Annotated in this window: 22 protein-coding genes; 9 read left to right on the top strand and 13 right to left on the bottom strand. The window is 60.3% G+C overall.

Annotation, left to right across the window (positions count from 1 at the left end; all coding sequences use genetic code 11):
• Positions 1 to 2 precede the first annotated feature (2 nt).
• The 5 genes from JJ869_RS01110 (at position 3) to JJ869_RS01130 (ending at position 5,692) form a co-directional block, all read left to right on the top strand.
• Entirely contained in the window at positions 3 to 275 is a 273-nt protein-coding gene (locus tag JJ869_RS01110) for a DUF1153 domain-containing protein (protein ID WP_292264130.1), read from the top strand.
• Positions 276 to 391: 116 nt separating this feature from the next.
• The gene (gene ctrA / locus JJ869_RS01115) at positions 392 to 1,102 is read left to right on the top strand and encodes a response regulator transcription factor CtrA (protein ID WP_292264131.1); all 711 of its coding nucleotides are present in this window, start codon (positions 392 to 394) and stop codon (positions 1,100 to 1,102) included.
• A gap of 158 nt (positions 1,103 to 1,260) precedes the next feature.
• On the top strand, positions 1,261 to 3,384 hold the full coding sequence (gene ligA, locus JJ869_RS01120; RefSeq protein WP_292264132.1) for an NAD-dependent DNA ligase LigA: 2,124 nt from the start codon (positions 1,261 to 1,263) through the stop codon (positions 3,382 to 3,384).
• Positions 3,381 to 5,471 (top strand): ATP-dependent DNA helicase RecG, encoded by a 2,091-nt coding sequence (gene recG, locus JJ869_RS01125; protein WP_292264133.1) that lies wholly within the window; start codon positions 3,381 to 3,383, stop codon positions 5,469 to 5,471. Before ligA ends, recG begins: the two co-directional genes overlap by 4 nt.
• Before the next feature lie 86 nt (positions 5,472 to 5,557).
• Entirely contained in the window at positions 5,558 to 5,692 is a 135-nt protein-coding gene (locus tag JJ869_RS01130) for a hypothetical protein (RefSeq protein WP_292264134.1), read from the top strand.
• Between the two features lie 184 nt (positions 5,693 to 5,876).
• Here JJ869_RS01130 and JJ869_RS01135 read toward each other — a convergent pair whose 3' ends face one another.
• Positions 5,877 to 6,329: an iron-sulfur cluster assembly scaffold protein gene (locus JJ869_RS01135; protein ID WP_292264135.1), complete on the bottom strand. Its 453-nt coding sequence runs from the start codon at positions 6,327 to 6,329 to the stop codon at positions 5,877 to 5,879.
• Positions 6,330 to 6,397: 68 nt separating this feature from the next.
• Between JJ869_RS01135 and hisI the strand changes: the two genes are divergently transcribed.
• Positions 6,398 to 6,760 (top strand): phosphoribosyl-AMP cyclohydrolase, encoded by a 363-nt coding sequence (gene hisI, locus JJ869_RS01140; RefSeq protein WP_292264136.1) that lies wholly within the window; start codon positions 6,398 to 6,400, stop codon positions 6,758 to 6,760.
• A 51-nt stretch (positions 6,761 to 6,811) separates the two neighbouring features.
• On the opposite strand, the gene gluQRS is transcribed toward hisI, so the two are convergent.
• From gluQRS to guaA, 11 genes are all read right to left on the bottom strand, one after another.
• Positions 6,812 to 7,666 (bottom strand): tRNA glutamyl-Q(34) synthetase GluQRS, encoded by an 855-nt coding sequence (gluQRS, locus tag JJ869_RS01145; RefSeq protein WP_292264137.1) that lies wholly within the window; start codon positions 7,664 to 7,666, stop codon positions 6,812 to 6,814.
• Positions 7,666 to 9,027, bottom strand: a complete 1,362-nt coding sequence (trmFO, locus tag JJ869_RS01150; RefSeq protein ID WP_292264138.1) for a methylenetetrahydrofolate--tRNA-(uracil(54)-C(5))-methyltransferase (FADH(2)-oxidizing) TrmFO — start codon at positions 9,025 to 9,027, stop codon at positions 7,666 to 7,668. Before trmFO ends, gluQRS begins: the two co-directional genes overlap by 1 nt.
• A gap of 36 nt (positions 9,028 to 9,063) precedes the next feature.
• Complete coding sequence (locus JJ869_RS01155; RefSeq protein WP_292264139.1) at positions 9,064 to 9,681, bottom strand: TetR/AcrR family transcriptional regulator; 618 nt, start codon at positions 9,679 to 9,681, stop codon at positions 9,064 to 9,066.
• Positions 9,674 to 10,543 carry a polyphosphate kinase 2 gene (gene ppk2, locus JJ869_RS01160; protein ID WP_292264140.1) on the bottom strand — a complete coding sequence of 290 codons (870 nt, stop codon included), beginning with the start codon at positions 10,541 to 10,543 and terminating at the stop codon, positions 9,674 to 9,676. Before ppk2 ends, JJ869_RS01155 begins: the two co-directional genes overlap by 8 nt.
• A gap of 52 nt (positions 10,544 to 10,595) precedes the next feature.
• Entirely contained in the window at positions 10,596 to 11,549 is a 954-nt protein-coding gene (locus JJ869_RS01165) for an alpha/beta hydrolase (RefSeq protein ID WP_292264141.1), read from the bottom strand.
• 9 nt (positions 11,550 to 11,558) lie between these two features.
• A complete protein-coding gene (metA, locus tag JJ869_RS01170; RefSeq protein WP_292264142.1) occupies positions 11,559 to 12,503 on the bottom strand; it encodes a homoserine O-succinyltransferase in 945 nt (314 codons plus the stop codon).
• A gap of 3 nt (positions 12,504 to 12,506) precedes the next feature.
• Entirely contained in the window at positions 12,507 to 13,373 is an 867-nt protein-coding gene (locus tag JJ869_RS01175) for an ATPase (RefSeq protein ID WP_292264143.1), read from the bottom strand.
• Positions 13,374 to 13,529: 156 nt separating this feature from the next.
• A complete protein-coding gene (locus JJ869_RS01180; RefSeq protein ID WP_292264144.1) occupies positions 13,530 to 14,843 on the bottom strand; it encodes an outer membrane protein transport protein in 1,314 nt (437 codons plus the stop codon).
• Positions 14,844 to 14,974: 131 nt separating this feature from the next.
• Complete coding sequence (locus tag JJ869_RS01185) at positions 14,975 to 15,832, bottom strand: DMT family transporter (protein WP_292264164.1); 858 nt, start codon at positions 15,830 to 15,832, stop codon at positions 14,975 to 14,977.
• Between the two features lie 44 nt (positions 15,833 to 15,876).
• Positions 15,877 to 16,500, bottom strand: a complete 624-nt coding sequence (locus tag JJ869_RS01190; protein ID WP_292264145.1) for an SH3 domain-containing protein — start codon at positions 16,498 to 16,500, stop codon at positions 15,877 to 15,879.
• Positions 16,491 to 18,062 carry a glutamine-hydrolyzing GMP synthase gene (gene guaA / locus JJ869_RS01195; RefSeq protein ID WP_292264146.1) on the bottom strand — a complete coding sequence of 524 codons (1,572 nt, stop codon included), beginning with the start codon at positions 18,060 to 18,062 and terminating at the stop codon, positions 16,491 to 16,493. Before guaA ends, JJ869_RS01190 begins: the two co-directional genes overlap by 10 nt.
• A 202-nt stretch (positions 18,063 to 18,264) precedes the next feature.
• On the opposite strand from guaA, the gene JJ869_RS01200 reads away from it, so the two are divergent.
• Complete coding sequence (locus tag JJ869_RS01200) at positions 18,265 to 19,809, top strand: trimethylamine methyltransferase family protein (protein WP_292264147.1); 1,545 nt, start codon at positions 18,265 to 18,267, stop codon at positions 19,807 to 19,809.
• Here JJ869_RS01200 and JJ869_RS01205 read toward each other — a convergent pair.
• Positions 19,802 to 20,113: a DUF6477 family protein gene (locus tag JJ869_RS01205; protein WP_292264148.1), complete on the bottom strand. Its 312-nt coding sequence runs from the start codon at positions 20,111 to 20,113 to the stop codon at positions 19,802 to 19,804. The genes JJ869_RS01200 and JJ869_RS01205 overlap by 8 nt on opposite strands.
• A 242-nt stretch (positions 20,114 to 20,355) precedes the next feature.
• Between JJ869_RS01205 and JJ869_RS01210 the strand changes: the two genes are divergently transcribed.
• Positions 20,356 to 21,396: a DUF6456 domain-containing protein gene (locus JJ869_RS01210; protein ID WP_292264149.1), complete on the top strand. Its 1,041-nt coding sequence runs from the start codon at positions 20,356 to 20,358 to the stop codon at positions 21,394 to 21,396.
• 190 nt (positions 21,397 to 21,586) lie between these two features.
• On the top strand, positions 21,587 to 22,537 hold the full coding sequence (gene lipA, locus JJ869_RS01215) for a lipoyl synthase (RefSeq protein ID WP_292264150.1): 951 nt from the start codon (positions 21,587 to 21,589) through the stop codon (positions 22,535 to 22,537).
• Positions 22,538 to 22,546 lie beyond the last annotated feature (9 nt).

Raw genomic sequence — 22,546 nt, forward strand, 5'->3', positions numbered from 1 at the left:
ACATGTATCTTAGAAAAGCGAATGGTCCGCGTACCGTAACGCGCGCCGACGGCACCATTCTGTCGCGTGCCGATCTGCCACCGCCGAATACTTACCGTTGGGTGGCGTCGCGAAAGGCGATTGTCGTCGATGCGGTGGTACATCAGCTGATCTCGCGCAACGAATCGCTGTCGCGGTACGACCTCAGCGAAGAAGAACTGGATGCATGGATTGCGGCCGCCCTTCTGCATGGCCGCGATGCGCTCAAGGCAACGGCCGTTCAACGTTTCAGGTGAGTGCGCGAGGTTAATTCAATCTTAAGTTGTTTTGAATCATGTCTTCATGCTAACCTAAGGTTAACTTTTTCCGGTCAGAGTATGCGTGCCGGACGCTGACATTGCGGAGAAACTCGATGCGCGTACTCTTGGTCGAAGACGACCCAACAACGTCGAAGAGCATTGAATTGATGCTGGGCAACGCCAATCTGAACGTCTATTCCACCGATCTCGGGGAAGAAGGCATCGATCTGGCCAAGCTCTATGACTATGACTTGATCCTGCTCGACCTGAACCTGCCGGACATGAATGGCTTTGATGTGCTGCGCCAGTTGCGGCTCGCGCGGATCGAAACGCCGATCCTGATCCTGTCGGGCAACGATGCCGGCGAAGACAAGATCAAGGGTTTTGGCTTTGGCGCCGATGATTACCTGACCAAACCCTTCCACCGCGAGGAACTGGTGGCACGGATTCACGCGATCATCCGGCGTTCCAAGGGCCATTCCCAGTCCGTCATCCGCACCGGCAAGGTCGAGGTCAATCTCGACGCAAAAACCGTACAGGTTGAGGGAAATACCGTGCATCTGACGGGCAAGGAGTATCAGATGCTCGAACTGCTCAGCCTGCGCAAGGGGACGACGCTGACCAAGGAAATGTTCCTGAACCATCTCTATGGCGGCATGGACGAACCGGAACTCAAGATCATTGATGTGTTCATCTGCAAGCTGCGCAAGAAACTGTCCGAGGCGACGGGCGATGGCAGCCACATCGAAACCGTCTGGGGCAGGGGCTATGTGCTTCGCGATCCCGAGGTTGAAGCGGATGGGCGTATCGCGATCGGTGCCTGATGCACATGTGACCGGAAAGGCTGATGTTTTGCGCAGCGACTTTCCGGCAAGTCATAGCGTTTAGGCGATACCCGCGCCGATCAATCGTCGTTTCAAATCTGGACGCTGTGCACCCCCGGGCCTATCACTCTGTTCAAGATCAGGGCCGAGGGGGGCATATGGCAGAGCAGGACATCGCGGTCAAAGACCTGACAGAGTTGGACGCGAAAGCCGAGCTTGAGCGTTTGGCGACCCTTCTTGCCGAGGCGAACACCGCCTATCACACCGACGACGCGCCCGAGATGTCGGACGCAGACTACGACCGCCTGAAGCGCCGCAATGCCGAGATCGAAGCGCGCTTTCCGGCCCTGAAACGCGCCGACAGCCCCAGCGAACAGGTGGGGGCACCGGTGGCAGACGGCTTTGCCAAAGTCCGCCACGAAGTGCGGATGATGTCGCTTTCCAACGCGTTCGAGGACGCGGACATCGTGAGCTTTGATCAAAGCATCCGGCGCTATCTGGGGCTCTCGGACACGGATCCGCTGACCTACACCGCGGAACCCAAGATCGATGGGCTTTCGCTGTCGATAAGATACGAAAACGGTAAGCTGGTGCAGGCGGCCACGCGGGGCGACGGTGCCACGGGCGAAAACGTCACCGCCAATGCCCGTACCATCGACGACATTCCCGAAACGCTGATCGGCGCGCCGGAGGTGCTCGAAGTGCGTGGCGAGGTTTATATGAGCCACGCCGATTTCGCGGACCTGAATGAACGGCAGACCGCGAAAGGCGCCAAGACCTTTGCCAACCCGCGCAACGCCGCCGCCGGATCGCTGCGGCAACTGGACGCCAGCATCACCAAGGATCGCCCGCTGCGGTTCTTCGCCTATTCCTGGGGTGCTCTGAGCGCACCCTTGGCCGATACGCAGACCAGCGCGATCCGACGCTTGCAAGAGTTGGGCTTCCAGACCAACCCGCTGACCCGACGGTGTGACGGCCCGGAGGACATGATCGCCCATTACAAAAGCATTGAGGAACAGCGCGCCACTCTGGGCTATGACATCGATGGCGTGGTCTACAAGGTGGATGACCTCGGTTACCAGTCTCGCCTCGGTTTCCGCTCCACCACGCCCCGCTGGGCGATTGCGCATAAATTCCCCGCAGAACTCGCCTGGACCCGGTTGGAGGCCATCGACATACAGGTCGGTCGCACCGGTGCGCTGAGCCCGGTGGCGCGGTTGACGCCCGTCACAGTGGGCGGGGTCGTGGTGTCGAACGCCACCCTACACAACGAAGATTACATCGCGGGCCGCGACGCCAACGGCGCGCCGATCCGCGGCGGCAAGGACATCCGCGTTGGCGACTGGGTTCAGGTCTACCGCGCCGGTGACGTGATCCCGAAAGTGGCGGATGTGGACCTTGAAAAACGGCCAGAGGGAGCGCAACCCTATGAATTTCCGAAACTTTGCCCCGAATGCGGATCCGAGGCGATCCGCGAAGAAGGCGATGCGGTCAGACGGTGCAGCGGTGGTCTGATCTGCCCCGCGCAGGCGGTGGAAAAGCTCAAGCATTTCGTGTCACGCGCGGCCTTTGACATCGAAGGTCTCGGCGCGAAACAGGTAGAACAGTTCTATGGCGACGGTTGGATCAAGGAACCCGCCGACATTTTCACCCTGAAAGACCGCTACGGCAGTGGGCTGCAACAGCTCAAGAACCGCGAGGGCTGGGGCGAGAAATCGGCGCAAAACCTCTTTGATGCCATTGACGAAAAGCGCAGCATTCCCTTGGGACGGCTCATCTTTTCCCTCGGCATCCGGCATGTGGGCGAAGTGGTCGCGAACCTGCTTGCCCGCTCCTATGGCACCTGGGATGCATTCCAGTCAGCCATCGACGCCGCGCACGACCCGGAGGGTGAGGCTTGGGCCGGGCTGATCGGCATCGACGGCATTGGCACGGTCGTCGCCAACTCATTGGTCAACAGCTTTGCACAAGAGGCTGAACGCGCGTCCATCGACCGGCTGGTGGCGCACCTGACCGTGCAAGAGGCGGAACGCCCCCGCACCGAAGGCAGCCCTGTTGCAGGCAAAACCGTCGTCTTCACCGGCACGCTGGAACGCATGACCCGGGCCGAGGCCAAGGCGCGGGCGGAATCGCTGGGGGCCAAGGTGTCTGGGTCGGTGTCAGCCAAGACCGACCTGCTGGTCGCAGGGCCGGGGGCCGGATCAAAAGAGACCAAGGCGCGGGAGTTGGGTGTCGAGATCATCGACGAAGACGGCTGGTTCGGCCTGATCGAGCGCGCATGAGTGGCCGGCCGGAAATCCTGTTTCCGCTGTTCGGCGATCTGAGCGGGCTCAAGGGCGTTGGCCCGAAGACCGCTGATACGTTGGGCCATATCGGCATCGAGGTGCCGCGCGACCTTCTTTACTCACTGCCGCATTCGGTGGTGGATCGGCGACTGCGGGATACGGTGCAGGGTGCTGACCTGCCCGCCACTCTGACCGTCGAGGTGCAGATCGGTGCGCACCGCCCCCCGCGCAACAAGGGCGGGGCCTATCGCGTGACGGTCGAGGATTCGCAGATCGCCTTTCAGATCGTGTTCTTCCACGCGCGCGGTGATTACGTAGCGAAGATCCTGCCCTTTGGCGCGCGGCGGATCGTGTCGGGCAAGGTCGAGTTCTTCGATGGCATGGCGCAGATGGTGCATCCCGATCACGTGCTGCTGCCGGATGAGGCCGACAGCCTACTGCCGTTTGAACCGGTCTATCCGCTGACCGCCGGTCTGACACAAAAGACGATGGTCAAAGCGGCAACCGACGCGCTGTCGCGTGCGCCCGACCTTGCCGAATGGATCGATCCACGCCTGATGGAGCGTGAGGACTGGCCAAGCTGGCGTGCGGCGATGGAGATGGCGCATGCGCCTCAGGGCATGGGGGCGCTTTCGCTCGACAGCCCGGCGCGGCGGCGACTGGCCTATGACGAGCTGATGGCGCACCAATTGACGCTGGCCTTGGCGCGGGCAAACCGGCGGGTAAAACCCGGGATCGAGTCCGCAGGCAATGGCAAATTGCGCCACAAGGTGCTGACCGCGCTGCCGTATCGGCCCACGGGCGCCCAGATGCGCGCGATTGACGAAATCACCGACGACATGGCCAGTCCACACCGGATGAACCGGCTGCTGCAGGGCGATGTGGGGTCTGGCAAGACGCTTGTCGCGTTCATGGCGCTGCTCACGGCGGTCGAGGCGGGCGGGCAGGGCGTGATGATGGCGCCCACGGAAATCCTTGCGCGGCAACACCTTGAGGGGTTGCAACCGCTGGCCGAGGATGCGGGCGTGGTGCTCGAACTGCTCACGGGGCGCGACAAGGGATCGGAGCGCAAGGCAAAGCTGGCGGCGCTGGCGCGGGGCGACATCCAAATCCTCGTGGGCACCCATGCGGTGTTTCAGAAGGATGTGGAATTTGCCGATCTCCGGTTGGCCATCATCGACGAACAGCATCGCTTTGGTGTGCGGCAACGGCTGGAGCTGGGGCGCAAGGGCATGGCGGTGGATGTGCTGGTGATGACGGCCACGCCGATTCCGCGGTCACTGGCGCTGGCGCAATATGGCGATATGGATGTGTCGATCCTTGATGAAAAGCCGCCTGGTCGCACGCCGGTCAAAACCGCGCTTTTGTCCAATGAACAGATGGACGGCGTGGTCGAGCGGTTGCGGCAGGCGGTGGCCGAAGGACGGCAGGCCTATTGGGTCTGCCCTCTGGTGGATGAAAGCGAAGTGTCTGACCTCACGGCCGCCGAGGAACGGTTCAAGCGCCTGCGTGCCGCTTTGGGCGAAGGTGTGGTCGGGTTGGTGCACGGCCAGATGCCGCCTGCTGAGAAAGACGCAGCGATGGCGCGGTTCGTGTCAGGGCAGACAGGTGTTCTGGTCGCGACCACGGTGATCGAAGTGGGGGTGAACGTGCCAAACGCGTCGATCATGGTGATTGAGCGGGCCGAAACCTTTGGATTGGCACAGTTGCATCAGTTGCGCGGTAGGGTCGGGCGTGGGGCGGCGGCCTCGACCTGTCTGCTGCTCTATCAGCCGCCGCTGTCCGAGACCGGTCTGAAACGACTGACCACTCTGCGCGAAACCGAAGATGGGTTTCGCATTTCCGAAGTTGATCTTGAGATGCGCGGGGCAGGCGACGTTCTGGGCACGGCGCAATCAGGATTGCCCCGGTTTCAGATTGCCGATCTTGAACGGCAGGCGAGCCTCATGGCGATGGCACAGGATGATGCGCGCAAGCTGCTGCTGGATGATCCGGGGCTCGCATCAGAGCGGGGAAAAGCGGCGCGGGCGCTGCTTTACCTGATGAAGCAGGATCAGGCGATTCAGCTGATTTCGGTGGGTTAACCACTTTTGTTCTCAAATGTTCTCATAAAGTTCTTTACATGTCGTGAAAGATATGAGAACAAAGAGGCAACAAGGAGGACTTAACCATGATGCACCGGATCAAAACCTCGCTTCACGTTGTCAAAGGCCACAGCACTGCACCGCTTCTTCAGGATGCGCTTGGGGCGATGTCTTTGGTTGTGATGCTGGTTGCGGCGTTGCATCTGCCGGTTCTTGTCTGACCTGTTACCTTTTTCTGCCTGCGTGTTTTGCCTGATCGCTCATCCGCATCCTGTCCCAAAAGATGCACCTGTCCCAGAAGGTTGCCTGCCTTCAGAGCGATGATGGCCCCCAACGAACACGTCACTGACCGCCGCCTTCTTTTGAAGTGCGGCGGTTTTTTTATCGGTTGGTAAAATTATGGGTTCAGGCGGACTGGGTTTCCGCCAGCTGCGTCACCGCATCGGCGGCGGCTTCCAGCGTCAGAAGGATCGACGCGTGACGGTTCTTGAACGCCACCGCCGGGCGCAGCACCTCGAGCCCGTCGAAAGGGGCAGAGGGCGTGGGGCCATCTTCCTTGAGCATGACGCGCAACTCGTCGCGGGCGCGGGTGATCTGCTCGGGCGTTGTGCCGATGATCGCAGCACCCACGACCGAAGCGGCCGCTTGCCCCAGGGCACAGGCCTTGACGTCTTGACCGTAGGCCGCGACCTTGCCGTTTTCCAGCGTCACGTCCACGGTCACCGTCGACCCGCAAAGCGGGGAGCGCTTCTTGACCGATGCATCTGGCCCGTCGAGCCGGGCGTGATGCGGAATATCCGCCGCCAGTTCGAGGATTTTGCCAGAATAAAGCTTGATCAGATCCGTATCGCCGGACATGGCTTTCCCTTTCGCCGTTCCCTCCATAAATAGGGGACCATGCGGCGGATGCAAAAAGGTTTTTACCGATGCGCTTTGATCCTGCGACTTTGGTCTATAACGATGCGGGCCTGATCCCGGCGATTGCACAGGATGCGGCGTCGGGCGAGGTGCTGATGATGGCGTGGATGAATGCCGATGCGGTGGCCAAGACGCTGGCAACCGGGCGCGTCACCTATTGGTCGCGCTCGCGGCAGGCGTTCTGGGTCAAGGGCGAAAGCTCGGGCCATCTGCAGGAGCTGGTGGCGCTGCGCGTGGATTGCGACCGGGATTGCCTGTTGGTGACGGTGAACCAGACCGGGCCCGCCTGTCACACCAACCGGCGGTCGTGTTTCTACACCGAAGTCCAGGATGGTGCGGAAGCGGAGATCATGGCGCCGATCGAGGCGTAGGAGCGGGGGCGCTGCCCCCACACCCCCGAAGTTTATCTGGTAAGATGAAGATCAGGCCGGGGGAAGGCCCACCATCTCGCGGATGTCATCCGGCGTTGCCCCTTCAGAGCGGTAGAGCGCGATGGCGCGGGCGTCGTCGCGTTTGGCGAGGCGTTTGCCATGCTCATCTCGGATCAGGCGGTGGTGATGGTAGATCGGCGTCGGCAGGCCAAGCAGCGCTTGCAGCAGCACGTGGATCGGTGTGGCGGTTGCGAGGTCTTCGCCGCGGATCACGTGGGTGATGCCTTGGGCCGCGTCATCGACCACGACACTCAGGTGATAGGCAGCGGTTTTGGTGTCGCGGCGGGCGAGGACGATGTCGCCGACGACGTCGGTCAGGTGCGCGCGCGTTAACCGTAGTGCGGGGTGAGTGCCGGTTTCGGAGTATTGGGGTAAGTCGGACAGGCGGTCCGTTGCGCGCGCCATGTTCAGGCGCATCGCGTCGGTGTCGGTGCGGTCTTCCCATCGACGGTTGCGGCAGGTGCCAGGATAGATCACCCCGCCCGGCCCGTGCATCGGTGCGCCTTCTTGTGGCGCAGAGGCAGCGCGACGGATGTCAGCCCGTGTACAGCGACAGGGATAGAGCAGGCCCATCTCGTCCAACCTGTCCAGCGCTGCGTCATAAGCGGCCGTGTTTTCGGATTGGCGCAGGACCGGTGTTTCCCATGTCAGGCCAAGCCAAGCCAGATCATCATAGATTTGCGCCTCGAACGCGGGGGTACACCGCGCAGTATCGGTGTCTTCGATCCGCAGCAGGAACCGGCCCTGCGCCGCCCGTGCCATGTCATGGGCCAACAGCGCCGAATAGGCGTGGCCCAGATGGAGCTGGCCTGTTGGACTTGGGGCGAAGCGCGTCGTGAAGGCCACTATTCTGCTGCTTTGGCAGGGTCCTGTGCCGCGAGCCAGTCGCTCCAAGCGGCCTTTGCGCGGTCGGTATAGGCCTTGTACCGGTCAGAGCGTCCGCGCCGCCCACCTTTGAGGCCTTCGACCGGCCGGAAGAGACCAAAATTGACGTTCATCGGTTGGAACGTCTTGGCCTCGGCCCCGCCGGTGATGTGGTGGATCAGGGCGCCATGGGCGCTGTCCTGTGGGACGGTCGGCATCGATTGCCCAGTGATTTCGGCGGCGGCCATGCGCCCGGCCAGAAGCCCCATTGCAGCGGATTCGACGTAGCCTTCCACGCCGGTGACCTGACCCGCGAAGCGGATGTTGGGTTTTGACCGCAGACGCATCTGGTCGTCAAGCAACGTCGGAGAGTTGAGGAAAGTGTTTCGGTGGATGCCGCCCAGACGTGCGAAGCTTGCATTCTCAAGTCCGGGAATCATCCTGAAAACATCAGTTTGCGCGCCATACTTCATCTTGGTCTGGAAGCCGACGATGTTGTAGAGTGTGCCCAGAGCGTTGTCCCGGCGCAGCTGGACCACAGCCCAGGGTTTAATATTGGGCTGGTGCGGATTGGTCAGGCCCACTGGCTTCATTGGCCCATGGCGCAGGGTTTCGCGACCGCGTTCGGCCATCACTTCGATGGGCAGGCAGCCGTCGAAATACCCTGCTGTTTCGCCCTCGTGGAATTCGGTCTTGTCGGCGGCCAACAGCGCGTCGATGAAGGCTTCGTACCGGGCCTTGTCCATCGGGCAGTTGATATAGGCGCGCTGTTCTTCCTCGGTCTCGCCCTTGTCGTAGCGCGACTGGAGCCACGCTTTGCTCATATCGATGCTGTCGAAATAGACGATGGGCGCGATGGCGTCGAAAAAGGCCAGTCGGTCGGTGCCTGTCTCGGTCTGAATGGCCTGACCTAGCGTGGCACTGGTGAGCGGGCCGGTGGCGAAAATCCAATGCCCCTCGCCGGGAAGTTCCGTGATTTCCTCGTGGCTCACGCGCACATTTGGATGGGCCTGCAGGCGGCGGGTAATGGCGGCGCTGAAGGCGTCCCGGTCAACCGCCAGCGCCCCGCCCGCAGGCAGACGGTGCTCATGCGCGGTGCTGATGATCAGGCCACCCGCTTCGCGCATTTCCCAATGCAGAAGACCCACGGCGTTCTGTTCATGATCGTCCGAGCGGAAGGAGTTGGAGCACACCATCTCACCAAGATCGCCGGTCTTGTGGGCGAAGGTTTCGACCTTGGGGCGCATTTCGTGGATCACGATGGGCACGCCACGATTTGCGGCCTGCCATGCGGCCTCGGACCCGGCCATGCCGCCGCCGACGATGTGAAGTTCTTGTGTCATGGGGCGGATGTAGTCTGTCAGCGCGGGTTTGTCACGTCACTGATCGGGCGCGATAAGGCCCAATCCGCGCAGATAGACGCCGATCCCGGTTTCAAGCAATTCTTCGGGTGGGAAAGGTGACTTTGTCCCGGGTGAGTTGCGGGCAAAGAGTTCGACAACGCCATGGCTGAGCGCCCAGATATGGGCCGAGAACATCGTGGCGGGGGGGCGTTTCTCGGGCGGAATGTGTTGCGACAGGTCTTCCGCTGCGCGTTCCAGCACAGCCCGCGCGCGGCCCGAGGCTGCGGCAAGGTCGGGTGTGCGGTTGACCGAGATGCCGCTTTCGAACATCGCAATATAGTGGCCGGGATATTTGCGCGCAAAGGCGAGATAGGCGCGGCCCGTCGCCTCGAACGCGGCAAGCGCCGAGGGCTGGCCGTTGTCATAGGCATATTGCATCACGTCCGAGAAGATCTCGTATCCCTGAAGCGCTGCCTCCGCGATCAGATCGTCGCGTCCTTCAAAATGGCGGTACACGGCAGCCGGGGTCACCCCCGCCTGTTTTGCGGCTTCCGACAGGGTAAACCCGGTCGGACCCTTTTCGGTGATCAGCTCGAGCGCTGTATCAACGAGGGCTTGCCGCAAATTGCCGTGATGGTAGCCGCGTTTAGCCATCCCAGATGTCCGGTCCGCCGCAGACTTTCGGATCGACCTGACCCAACGCTTTGATGTCCTTGCGGGAATAATCAAGCTGCGTCAGGACGTTGCGGATGGCTTCGAGCCGGGCGCGACGTTTGTCATCGGACCGAACAACGGTCCAAGGCGCGTGATCGGTATGAGTCTTGGTCAGGGTTTCCTTGATGGCGTCGCTGTAGGCCTCCCATTTCTTGAGACCTTCGACGTCAATCCAGCTCAGTTTCCATTGCTTGAGCGGGTCGCTTTCCCGTTCGAGAAAGCGGCGCAGTTGCTCGGCTCGTCCGACATTCAGCCAGATCTTGAAAAGCTTGATGCCATCATCGACCAACATCTTTTCGAAATCAGGCACTTGCCGGAAGAAATGCATCCGTTGTTCGGGCGAGCAAAAGCCAAAGACATGTTCGACCACGGCCCGGTTGTACCAGCTACGGTCAAAGAACGAGACCTCGCCTGCGGCGGGAAGATGATCGACATAGCGCTGGAAGTACCATTGAGTCGCTTCGGTCTCGGAGGGTTTCGACAGCGCGACGACGTGCGCGCCGCGAGGATTAAGATTTTCGCGGAAGCGTTTGATTGTGCCTCCTTTTCCTGCCGCGTCCCGTCCTTCGAACACGATGGCGATTCGGGTGCCGGATTCCTTGGCCCAAGTCGTCATCTTCACGAGTTCGATCTGCAGCGCGGCCAGATCCTTTTCGTAGGCCTTGCCCGGCATGCGTTCGGAATAGGGGTAATCCGGATTGATGATGTCATCCTTGTCAGCCCGTTTGATGGCATTGCGGATGTCGTCCGGCGCGGTTTCGTTGAAAAAGGTGCTGATCGCACCATCAAAGGGAAGGTCCATGCGGGCCCCTTTCTATCGTCTGCTCTTCTTTGAATATGGGATGTCAATGCGATTAACGCAAACCCGCACGTTGCGCTGCACGATCAATCGCGTCGATGACCTCTGGTTCGGCGGCATGGTGCGGCATGTGACCGATGCCCTCCAGCACAGTCAGCGTCGCGCCTTTGATTTGCTGCGACAGAGGGATCGAGTGGATCGACAGGCCAACTGTGGTGTCTGCATCCCCATGCAGAATCTCGGTCGGAACAGTGATCGTGCCGTAACGGGTGTGCAGGGCGGTGATCTCGTCCAGCAGGTTGGCGCGTTGCATGGCGTTGGCGCGCATGGTGTCGCGGCGTAGGGTCAGCGGCGCGCCGATATAGTCTGCGTATCCTTCGGGCTCTTTCTGCGGCGCGAAGACGGATTCGATGGCGCTGTCCACGAGCGCGTTGGGCACAAAGGCCGTCAGGGCCGGCACCACCGTTACGCTGCCAAGATCGCTGGAGGTGACCTTATAGAAAAGGCTCAGATCGCTGGTCCACGGGTTGGACGCGGCAGCGAGCAGGATCAAGGCAGACAGGCTGTCCGGCCGCTCCACCGCCCAGGCCAGGGCCACGGCACCACCATAGCTTTGGCCCAGAACCATCGGTTTTTGCAGACCAAGTTGATCCGACGCGTCGGCTAGAAGGGTCGCTTGTTCGATAAGCGTTGTGCCCTCGGGATTGACCCGTTCGGTATAGCCCAGTCCCGGTCTGTCAAACGCGGTTACGCGGTAGCGGTCGGCCAGCTTGTCCACCAGCGAAAAGGTGAAATCGCGCAGGTTGCCGCTGGCACCGTGGATCAGCACGATATCGGGGCCGCTGCCCTTGGTCACGTAATGCACCTGCGTGCCATTGACGTCGAGGAACCGGCCGAGCGGAGGAAATTGCTCTTCTGCCTTGGTTTCGCGATAGGTGGCCGTGCAGGCCGTCGTCAGCACCAAAGCGGCGGCACATCCAAGCAGCACGCCCATTCCTTTTAACGCCAAACCGGCCTCCTACCTGTTGCGCAGATCCGTGCTGGATGCGCCGATCTGCTCGATGTCGAACGGAGTCGTCAGGTAGATCTCCGACACCCAATTGCCATAGAGAAGATGCGCATGGCTGCGCCAACGGTTCTGCGGCGGTTTGGCAGGGTCGTTGTCGGGGTAGTAATTGGCAGGCACATTGATCGGAGTGCCAGCGGCCACATCGCGGTCGTATTCATCCTTGAGCGTGTTGCTGTCATACTCGAAATGATTGAACACATAGAGCGCCCGGTGCGACGGGTCCTCGACAAGGCAGGGACCGGTCTCCATGCTGTCGATCAGGATCGGCAGACCCGCGTCGATTACATCGTCGCGCAGAATCTCGGTCCAGCGGCTGACGGGGATCACCATGTCATCCGAAAATCCCCGCAGATAGGGCGATGCCGGGACGAGGTTGCGGTGCCGGATGCAGCCGAATGCTTTTTGTGGCAGGTCGATCTTTGGCACGCCATGGAAGTGATTGATCATCGCCATGCCACCCCAGCAGACGCCGAACGTGGAATGCACATTGGTCTGGGTCCAGTCCATTACCTGGATCAACTCATCCCAGTAAGTCACTTCTTCAAAGGGCAAATGTTCAATCGGTGCGCCGGTGATGATCAACCCGTCGAACTTTTCGCCGCTGTCCGCCACCTCGGCAAAGGGGCGGTAGAAACTTTCCATATGCTCGGCGGCTGTGTTCTTTGTCTGATGTTCGGCCCTGCGGATCAGGTTGAATTCGATCTGCAAAGGCGTGGCACCAATCAGACGTGCAAACTGGTTTTCCGTTTGAATTTTCTTCGGCATCAGGTTCAAGAGTGCGATCCGCAGCGGGCGGATGTCCTGTTGGCTGGCCAGTTCGTCGGGAATCACCATCACGCCTTCGCGCTTGAGCACGTCGTAGGCGGGCAGGTTGTTGGGCAGTTTTATCGGCATGTCTTACGGTCTTTTCTGGTCAAGTGCGCGGGCGATCAACGCGTCGAAATTCGCGGGCGATGCGTCGGCCATCAGGTCATGGGCATCAATCGTGAGCCCCCAGCGGTCTGCCATCATCTGGTAGCGCGGTTGCCTGTGTGCAAGAGCCTGGGCATAGGTCCAGCGGATGAATGCATTCGGATCAACATCGTCTGGTTCAATTTTGTTTTCATTCAGATATTGATCCCAAACGCGGCTCAGAAATTCGGGCTGATAGGCCATCGGCTTTGGCGCCTTGTCGAAGCGGCGGATCAATTCCTGAGTATGCGCCGCGTCGCCCTTGATCCAGACAAGAAGCGCGTGTTTGGACAGCTCGGCCATGATCGGATCATTGGGGTCCTCGGGATCGACCCATTCACAGATCGAGCCGCCGGTGTCGCAGACGAAATGCGGGTAGCCATAAAGGTCGATGGCGCGGTCGATGAAATAACCAGTGTCCAGAAGCGCTGCCATCTCGGCGCGGCGGAACTGATCCTGCCGTTTGCGGTATTCGTCGATGGGCATCCCGCCGCGCGCCGGATCGCCGGGCTTTCCCAGGTAGGCGGACACAGGAGCTAGGTTATGAAAGCTGATATTCGATCCGATATAGATCGAGTCCGACATCAGCAGATCGCGGAGAAACGGCACTTTCATCGCCTCGCGCTTGGCGTTGTCGGCGATGTATTCGCCCATGTACCGGGTGCCGATGCGGTAATCGATCGAGTAATGGAACCAGTCGCCACCATCGCGCAGCAGGTTCGAGATGTGGGTCTTGCCCAAGCCGGACATGGCAAACAGCACGACGCGCTTGTTCGGCGCGTTCAGCCAATCCTGTGCGGAGGTATAAATCATCTGCGCTCGTCCATGTCACACATCCCGTCGCTTGGGATTAACGGTGCGACGGGAGGGCGTCAAACGGTTGTGGGTCGGGACAAGAAAAACCCCGCCGGACGCCGGTCCGGCAGGGCTACTGTTTACGGCGTTACCGTTTAAATCCGGTGCTGCTCTTTAGAAGTCGACTGTCAGAGACAGACCAACACCCAAGGCGGTGTTGTCTTCGAATTTGACGCCCGACGCATCTTCCGCGTCGCCGAGCCACACGTATTCGATTCCTCCGCGCAGGGTCATGTTGTCCATCTTGTATTGACCGCCGACACCAAAGCTCGTGAATCCGTCGCGCGGGGACAGGCGGGACGCGGTGTCGCCATTCTGTGCTTCATAGGTGACCTGTACAAAGCCAGACAGGTCTTCGGTGAAGGCGCGCCCGACGCCGAGTTTCCATGTGACACTGTCACTTTCAAAGCCGGTTACGTTGCCGCCGGTCACGTTTTCGTATTCCGGCGTGCGGACTTCCCATTTCGACCATTCGACCCATTTGACCTGACCGAACAGCAGGGTGCCAGGCGCGATACCGGACTGAAAGTCCAGCGCAACGGACTGCGGCATTGTCACCTTGGTTTCACCACTTGTCGTATTGATGCCAAGACCATCAATGGTTTCCGACGTGCGGAAATTGTGAGTGATCTCGCTCTGCCATGACAGGGCGACTCGCAGCGCGATATCCGGGATTTCATAGGCCACACCAAGGATCGCGCCCCAGTCACCGACGCGGCTGCCGGAGGCATTGTATTCCATCGACGTGCCGAAGTCCTGCGCGGCAGCGCCCAGACCCTGAGCCTGTGCGCCCAATGCCTGAGCCTGTGCACCCAAGGACTGCGCCTGTGCGCCGAGTGCCTGAGCGGTTGCCAGATCACCAGCAGCGCCTGCGGCTTGAGCCTGCGCACCAAGCGCCTGTGCCTCTGCACCTAGGGCCTGCGCCTGTGCGCCGAGGCCTTGAGCATTTCTTCCAACTGCGCTGCGGACAAGCAGGTCAGGAATGGTGATCTCGGCATTGCTGTCGACGTAGCGCGCACCGGCAAAGACCGACACGCGATCAGTGACACGGTATTTCCCCACCAGTGCGACCTGGTCGCTGTCCCAATCCGCGGTCAGACCGGCATAGACACCCTGAGTGTACTCAGACCCGGCGCCGTAAGGATTGTTGACATACATGCCCAAGGTGAACTTCTCGTTCAGGTCGTTCTTATAGGCAAAGCTGTAGTTGCTGTAGTCGTTCTGCATGTTGCCGGTGCTGCTTTCACCACCGCCAAGCGCGGTCAGATCAGCAGTGTACGTACCGGAAAGTTCCGGCATCACATGCGAAAAGCTCAACTGAACCTGATCGTTGCGTGTGAACAGAAACCCGTAATCGTTGTTTGAGCGCTCGATGCCGCCTGCGTGTGCCGCACCGGCGGCTACGGCAAGAGCGATGACACTTGTCATGACTGTTTTCATTGGACCCTCATCCCTTGAGAATTTTTTCTCCTCTGCAAATTCCGTACCCATTCGCTGAAAGTTTGGTCAATTTTGACCATACGTCAGCGAATGGGTTGTGCCGCAGCGTCACATTCCAGTTACGCGCGGGTTGAGGACCAGATGTTGTAGTAGTTCGCACCGAAAATGAGCATGGCTCCGATCAGGACAAATGGGTCTAGAGGTTCGGCATAAAGCAGCACTCCGACCACGGCGATCACGGGCAGGCGGGTGAAGTCAATGGGCATCACGATGGTGGCCGGGGCCAGCGACAGCGCCGTGGTCAGACAGAAATGCGCGACCAGTCCAGCCAAAGCGATCACAACAACCCAAGGCAGGTTGGCGGCGGTCGGCAGGGCGATGTCGCCGTCGAACCCGGCAAAGCCGAGGCCAAGCACCGCCTGCATCATGGTCAGGTAGAACAGAATGCAGGTTATGGTCTCGGTCCGGGTCAGTTTGCGGGTGAACACCGCTGATCCCGCAAAGCCGATGGCCGCCAGTGCAGCGGTCACCAGACCGATGTGGAACGTGTCAGGGCTGGGACGTGTGACAACCAGGATGCCGATGAACCCGATCACGGCCGCGATGGCCTGCGATTTTGTGAGGCGTTCACCCAAGACAAATGGGGCCAGCAGCATCACCCAGAGTGGCGAGGTGAATTCCAGTGCAAAGACCTGCGCCAGAGGAATCACGGTGATTGAATAGAACCACAGGTTCTGACCGGCGAAGTGGCTGACATTGCGGATGAAATGCAGGCCCAGCTTTTGTGCGCGCACCTCGCGAAGGGTGCCTGCGGCGCTGGCGATCGCGATGACGATCACCATGCCGATCAGGCTTCGGTACATCATGATCTCGAACGTATCGAGATCGAGACTGACCGCCCGACCCGCAACGGCCATGGATGTAAACGACACAATAGCGCCGATCATCCAGAGACAGGCGCGGATGGTGGGAGACAGCGTCATTCTTGCCGCTCTGTTGCGATAGGTGCCGATAAGATCATCTAGTCACGCGGCAGGTGGCAGCAGCCCGACAGAAAGCGCCGTTTTCCCGGTGCGATCAGCTGCATGGTGATGGTCCACCCGTAAGAGCGGTCGCTCATCCCGTCAAAACAGGTTCCGCCCGAGATCGTGGCTTCGATCACTTGGCTGTCCTCCGTGGCCAGCGTCACAAGCGCCGGGCTGCCAAGGCGGCCTTCGGCGGTGACGATGTTATCAAACGCGAAATCGGTGTCGCCGTCCACCGGGTGGGAATACCGCGAGTCCGTGCCGTAAAGACCAAGCGCCCAGAAGGGTTCGGTGCCACCACAGATCAAACCTTGGGGCAGGGTTGTTTCGCCCAAAGTAGGAAACTCGTCGCGGGTCAGGAACCGGGTAGAGACCCAGCCGTCGCGTTCATTGAGCGCGATGCGGGCCCAATTGCCGGTCGGGTCGAATTCAAACGCTTCGATGCGGCGCGCATTATAGGCCAGATCGCCGATATCCGCGCTACTGGCAGACGGCTCAGACCGTACGTTGAGCACATCATCAATCGCAACGCCGATCACGCGGTGATAGGATGGCTCTGCCATCCCCATCGCAGGCAGACACAGCGCCAGAGCGATCAGACTGGCGCGGATCACTCCCACTCGATTGTTCCCGGTGGTTTCGAGGTGATGTCATAGGTCACGCGATTGATGCCCTTGACCTCGTTGATGATCCGCGTGGCGGTCTCGCCAAGGAAATCGTGGCTGAACGGATAGTAATCCGCCGTCATGCCATCGACCGAGGTCACGGCGCGCAGGGCGCAGGCGTAATCATAGGTCCGCCCGTCACCCATCACACCTACGGTGCGCACAGGCAGAATGGCGACGAAGGCCTGCCAGATCTCGTCATACAGGCCATGCTTGCGAATCTGGTCGATATAGACCGCATCTGCTTTACGCAGGATCTCCAGCTTTTCGCGGGTGATCTCGCCGGGGCAGCGGATAGCGAGGCCGGGGCCGGGGAAGGGATGACGACCGATAAAGCTGTCGGGCAGGCCCAGTTCACGGCCCAATTCGCGCACCTCGTCCTTGAACAGCTCGCGAAGCGGCTCAACCAGCTTGAGTCCCATCTTTTCCGGCAGGCCACCCACATTGTGGTGGCTCTTGATCGTCACGGAAGGGCCGCCGCTGAAGGACACGGATTCGATCACGTCCGGGTAGAGCGTCCCTTGGGCGAGGAATTCTGCGCCTTCGATCTCGTTCGCATATTTCTGGAACACGTCGATAAAGAGGCGGCCAATGATCTTTCTCTTGGTTTCCGGGTCACTTACGCCATCAAGCTCACCCAAAAACAGCTCCTGTTCCTGTGCGTGGATCACTTGCAGGTTCATGTGATCGCGGAACATCGCAACAACCTCTTCGCCCTCGTTCAGACGCAACAGGCCGTGGTCGACGAACACACAAGTGAGCTGGTCGCCAATCGCGTCATGCAGCAGCGCCGCCGCGACTGAACTGTCGACGCCGCCGGACAGGCCGCAGATCACGCGTTTGTCGCCCACCTGTTCCTTGATTTTGCGGATCGCCTCTTCGCGGTAGGCTCCCATCGTCCAGTCGCCGGTAAAGCCCGCCATTTGCACGAAATTCTGATAGAGCGTCTTGCCGTTCGGAGTGTGATGCACCTCGGGATGGAACTGCACCGCGTAGAACCGGCGCTCGGTGTCGGCGGTGATCGCAAACGGTGCGCCGGGCGAGGTGCCCAGAACGTCGAAACCCGGAGCGATTTCAGACACATGGTCGCCGTGGCTCATCCATACCTGTTCCCGGCCCGTGCCATCCATGAACCATCCACTCAGCAGGTCGCTGCGGGTCTCGGACGGAGTGACATAGGCGCGGCCAAACTCTGCGGTCGCGTGTTCGCCCGCTTCGACCTTGCCGCCCAGATCCTGCATCATCACCTGCTGACCATAACAGATGCCAAGGATCGGCACGCCCATCTCGTAGGCTTTGCGGGGTGGACGGGGCGAGCCTTCGCGCATCACACTGTCCGGACCACCGGAAAAGATGATCGCTTTTGGGGCAAATTCAGTCAGGAAATCATCCGTCACGTTCTGGTACGGATGAATTTCGCAATAGACATTCAGCTCGCGCAGGCGACGCGCAATCAGCTGCGTGACCTGGCTGCCGAAGTCGATGATGAGAAGGCGGTCGTGTTCTGGTGTGTTCATGGCTCCTGATAGGCAGACCCATGGAAAATGGCAATATTGCCGATGCACGGCTTTGCGCATGGCTTTGCCCCGGCGGCACCCCTGCGAATGTCGCTTTCGCAACGGACAGGACGTAATCGGTCCCTGACGCCATTCGGTCTCATATTATGGAGTGTCCACCGGCGGAATGCCGGACCCAACGGAACCCGCACGGAGTTGAATCATGGCAGAGGCAGAAACACGCAGACGGTCACGCGGTGGCGGCGGTGCGGCACGGCGCGCCGAGCGCACGGCGGTTTCTGTCGAAACGGCCAAGTACATCCAGCGCAACATCCCGAATTTCGAGATCCTGACAGAAGAAGCGCTTGAGATCATCGAAACCAACGCGGAAACCGTGCTGGCCGAGATCGGTGTGAACTTCGTCAATAACCCCGGTGCTCTGGAGTTGTGGCGCAACGCGGGTGCGGAAATCACCGGTGAACGTGTGCGCATCCCGCGTGGCCTTGCGCGCAAGCTGTGCAGCACAGCGCCCTCGACCATCACGCAACATGCGCGCAATCCGAACCGCAACGTCGAAATCGGCGGGCGTAATCTGGTTCTGGCCCCGGTCTATGGGCCACCCTTCGTGCATGACGCCCAAGGCGGCCGCCGCTATGCGACGATGGCCGATTTCGAGAAATTCGTGAAGCTGGGCTACATGTCCAAATGGCTGCACCATTCGGGCGGCACGGTCTGCGAGCCTACAGACATTCCGGTGAACAAGCGTCACCTCGATATGCTGTTGGCACATATGACCCTATCGGACAAACCGTTCATGGGGTCGGTAACCGAACCCAGCCGCGCACAGGACAGCGTCGAAATGTGCGAGATTTTGTTCGGTAAGGACTTCGTGCAGGAAAATACGGTGATGACCTCGCTCATCAACATCAACTCACCGATGACCTTCGACGACGTGATGATGGGCGCGCTTGAGGTTTACGCCAAGAACAATCAGGCCTGTATCATCAGCCCCTTCATCGTCGGCGGTGCCATGGCACCGGTGTCGGTGATGGGAACACTGACGCAGGTTCTGGCCGAAGTTCTCGCGGGTATCGCCTACAGTCAGCTCGTGCGCCCCGGTGCGCCGGTGATCTTCGGCGCGTTTGTAACCTCGATCGACATGAACTCGGGCGCGCCGACCTTCGGCACACCGGAGGCCAGCCAGATCACCTATGGCGCCGGGCAATTGGCCCGCCGTCTGGGTCTGCCGTACCGCTCGGCTGGCAGCTTTACCGGGTCGAAACTGCCCGACGCGCAGGCCGCATACGAGACCGCGAACAGCCTCAACATGGGCCTGCTGTCAGGCGTCAACTTCATGCTGCACGCCTGCGGATGGCTGGAAGGCGGGCTGGTGTCGTCCTTCGAGAAATTCGTGATGGATGCCGACCAGCTTGGTGCTCTGCACAAGATGGCGCAGGGTGTCGCCATCGACGAAGACTCGCAGGCCATGGGTGCGATTGCCGAAGTGGGGCCGGGCGGGCACTATCTGGGCTGCGCCCACACGCAGGCAAATTTCAAGTCCGCGTTCTGGCGGTCCGAGATTTTCGACTTCAAACCCTATGAGACATGGTCCGAGGAAGGCGCGCGCGACACGATGGCCTTGGCCACCGAACGGGTGAAGCGTCAACTCGACACCTATCAGCAGCCGCCGCTTGATGCGGGCATCCACGACGCGCTGGTTGAATACGTGGCCAAGAAGAAAGCGTCGATGCCGGACGCCTTTATGTGATCTGCATGGGATCGGCAGTCTGCGTCTGAGCACGCAGAAGCTGGGATTCCCCCATGATCGCGGTCAGGAGATCGACATGAGTGGCGATGCTGTACCCGGCATCGCCGCTTTCGCGTTTCTCGTTCATTTCGGCTTCCAACGCCATCAGCTTAAGAAGCGTCGGACCTAGGCGCATCGTCACCCCATATCCCAATAGCCGGGGCAGCCGCGCGTCACGGCGGTAGGTCTGTGCACCGATCCGCGCGGCGCGGATCAACAAGCGAGGGCGGCGTAGCGCCGAAATTTGGGACAACAGGTCTAGCATGGTCGGTTCCTTTAACTGGCAGTTAGAGAGCGGTTTCGCTGGAACCATTTCACAACTTTAGGATGTGTTGCGCGATCAAAAGAACGGCGTACGCCACTCCTTCGATTTGTTTACCATTTGGAAACAAAAGCTTTAGCAGGCGCAAAAGTTAACAAATCAAAAACAAATGCACGCTTAGATTGATTTTGTTTGTGGATAAATCTGTGGATTATTCCAAACGCATGTCTGAATGGGGGAATTCGATGACTGACTTGCAAACCGTCAAACAAGCAATGGGGCTCACCGCACTGTTTCCCGAGGAAGCGCGCCGTTATCTGGCGCATACCGTCGATGGGCGGCCTCTGCGAGACATCGCCCGCGAAGCAGGGTGCCACCCGTCCACCATCCTGAGGCAGGTGCGAAAACTCGAATTGCTGCGGGACGATCCCTTGGTCGACCGTGCGCTGGCTCGGGAAGGGGCGGAGACCCTTGCGGGCCAGACGACGCCTGCGGGATTGGATGCTGTTACCGAGGCGATGCGCCTTCTGTGCCATGCCCGTGCGATGATGCTCTACCGCCACGGCGTCCAGCACGCCGCTATCGTGAAGACCGTGGGCGAAGGCGATACGGTCGTTCTTGGGACCGTCGATCTGGATGTGGCGGCCGCACTTGTGCTGCGCAGTTGGGTCGCGCAGGACGGGGGATCGGCGCTCAAGCGATACCGGATCACGGATGAGGGGCGCAGTTATCTGCCACGTCTTGTTGCAGCCCGCGATGCCCGTGCCGCGCGGGCAACAGGCGACCAAGTGGACTTGCTGCCGGTTGCCGAACCGGACCGCCGGTCTCGGGATCGGTCCCAACCCGGCGGCCCCGGGTCTGAAAGCCCTCTCTCCGTGCTTGCCCGGCGCAGGGGGGCAGACGGAAAACCGTTTCTCACCTCGGAATTCGTTGCGGCTGGTGACCAACTGCATGAGGACTTTGCCATCGCGGGCTTTGCGAAATCAGACCTGCTGGGATGGGATCGGCCAGAAGCGCTGCAACCGCTATACGACAAGGCGCACCAGATGACAGACCGGCGTCGTTCGGAAGCGGTTTGCCGCACGCTCGATGCTGTCAAGGATCTGGGCCCTGGATTAAGCGAGGTGGTCCTGCGCTGTTGCTGTCTGCGCGAGGGGCTGGAAGCCACGGAAAAACGGCTGGGATGGTCAGCCCGATCTGGCAAAGTGGTGCTGCGCATCGCGTTGCAACGATTGAGCCTGTTCTATTCCGGCACCCGTGCCAGTCAGCGGATCCTGATTGGCTAAGCCTTGTCTGCATCCCGAAAGCGACATGGAAGGCTAAAAGCAGCTTCGGGTTGGGCCGTAGTAAAAGGTGCAGGAGGTACTCGTTACTTTTGGGAATTTGAAGCTGCAACGCAGCTATGCAACACTGGTACTACCTCCTGCTTCTTTTTATGTTAGAGGATGCGAAACCTGATTTAGCGGGGAAAAACCGTTGCGCGACCTCAAGATACCAGAACAGCGCCACCCGGAAAAAGCCCATCGTCCGGACAATGCGCAGCCAAAGAAACCCAGCTGGATTCGTGTAAAAGCGCCCGGTGGCGAAGGGTATAACGAAACCCGTCGCATCATGCGCGAGCACAAACTGGTCACGGTCTGCGAAGAGGCGGGCTGTCCCAATGCGGGCGAATGCTGGTCGCAGGGGCACGCCACCATGATGATCATGGGCGAGATTTGCACCCGCGGCTGCACATTCTGCAACATCGCAACAGGGCGCCCCGATACGCTGGATGCGTTCGAGCCGGGCCGTGTGGCGGATGCGGTGCAAAAGCTCGGCCTGAACCACGTCGTCATCACCTCGGTGGATCGCGACGATCTTGACGATGGCGGGGCCGAGCATTTTGCCCAGACCATCCGCGCCATCCGTCACCGGTCGCCCAATACGACGATTGAGATTCTGACGCCGGATTTCCTGAAATGTGGACCTGAGGCGCTGGAAACCGTCGTGGCGGCGCGTCCTGACGTGTTCAACCACAACCTTGAAACCGTGCCGGGCCTTTATCCCGAAGTGCGCCCCGGTGCGCGGTACTTCCACAGCCTGCGTCTCTTGCAGCGGGTGAAAGAGATCGACCCGTCGATCTTTACCAAGTCGGGCATCATGGTGGGTCTTGGCGAAAACCGTCAGTCCGTGATGCAGGTGATGGATGACATGCGCGCGGCGGACATCGATTTCCTGACCATTGGCCAATACCTGCAACCGACACCGAAGCACCATGCGGTAGACCGGTTTGTCACCCCTGAGGAATTCGCAGGCTATGAAAAAGCCGCTTACGGCAAAGGCTTCTTGATGGTGTCGGCAACCCCGCTCACAAGGTCGTCGTATCACGCCGGGGATGATTTCGCGCGCCTGCGCGCCAATCGCGAAGCAAAGCTGGCCAAGGTCTGATCGATCTTG

It is taken from the genome of Marivita sp. (assembly GCF_017643905.1).
GTDB lineage: Bacteria > Pseudomonadota > Alphaproteobacteria > Rhodobacterales > Rhodobacteraceae > Marivita.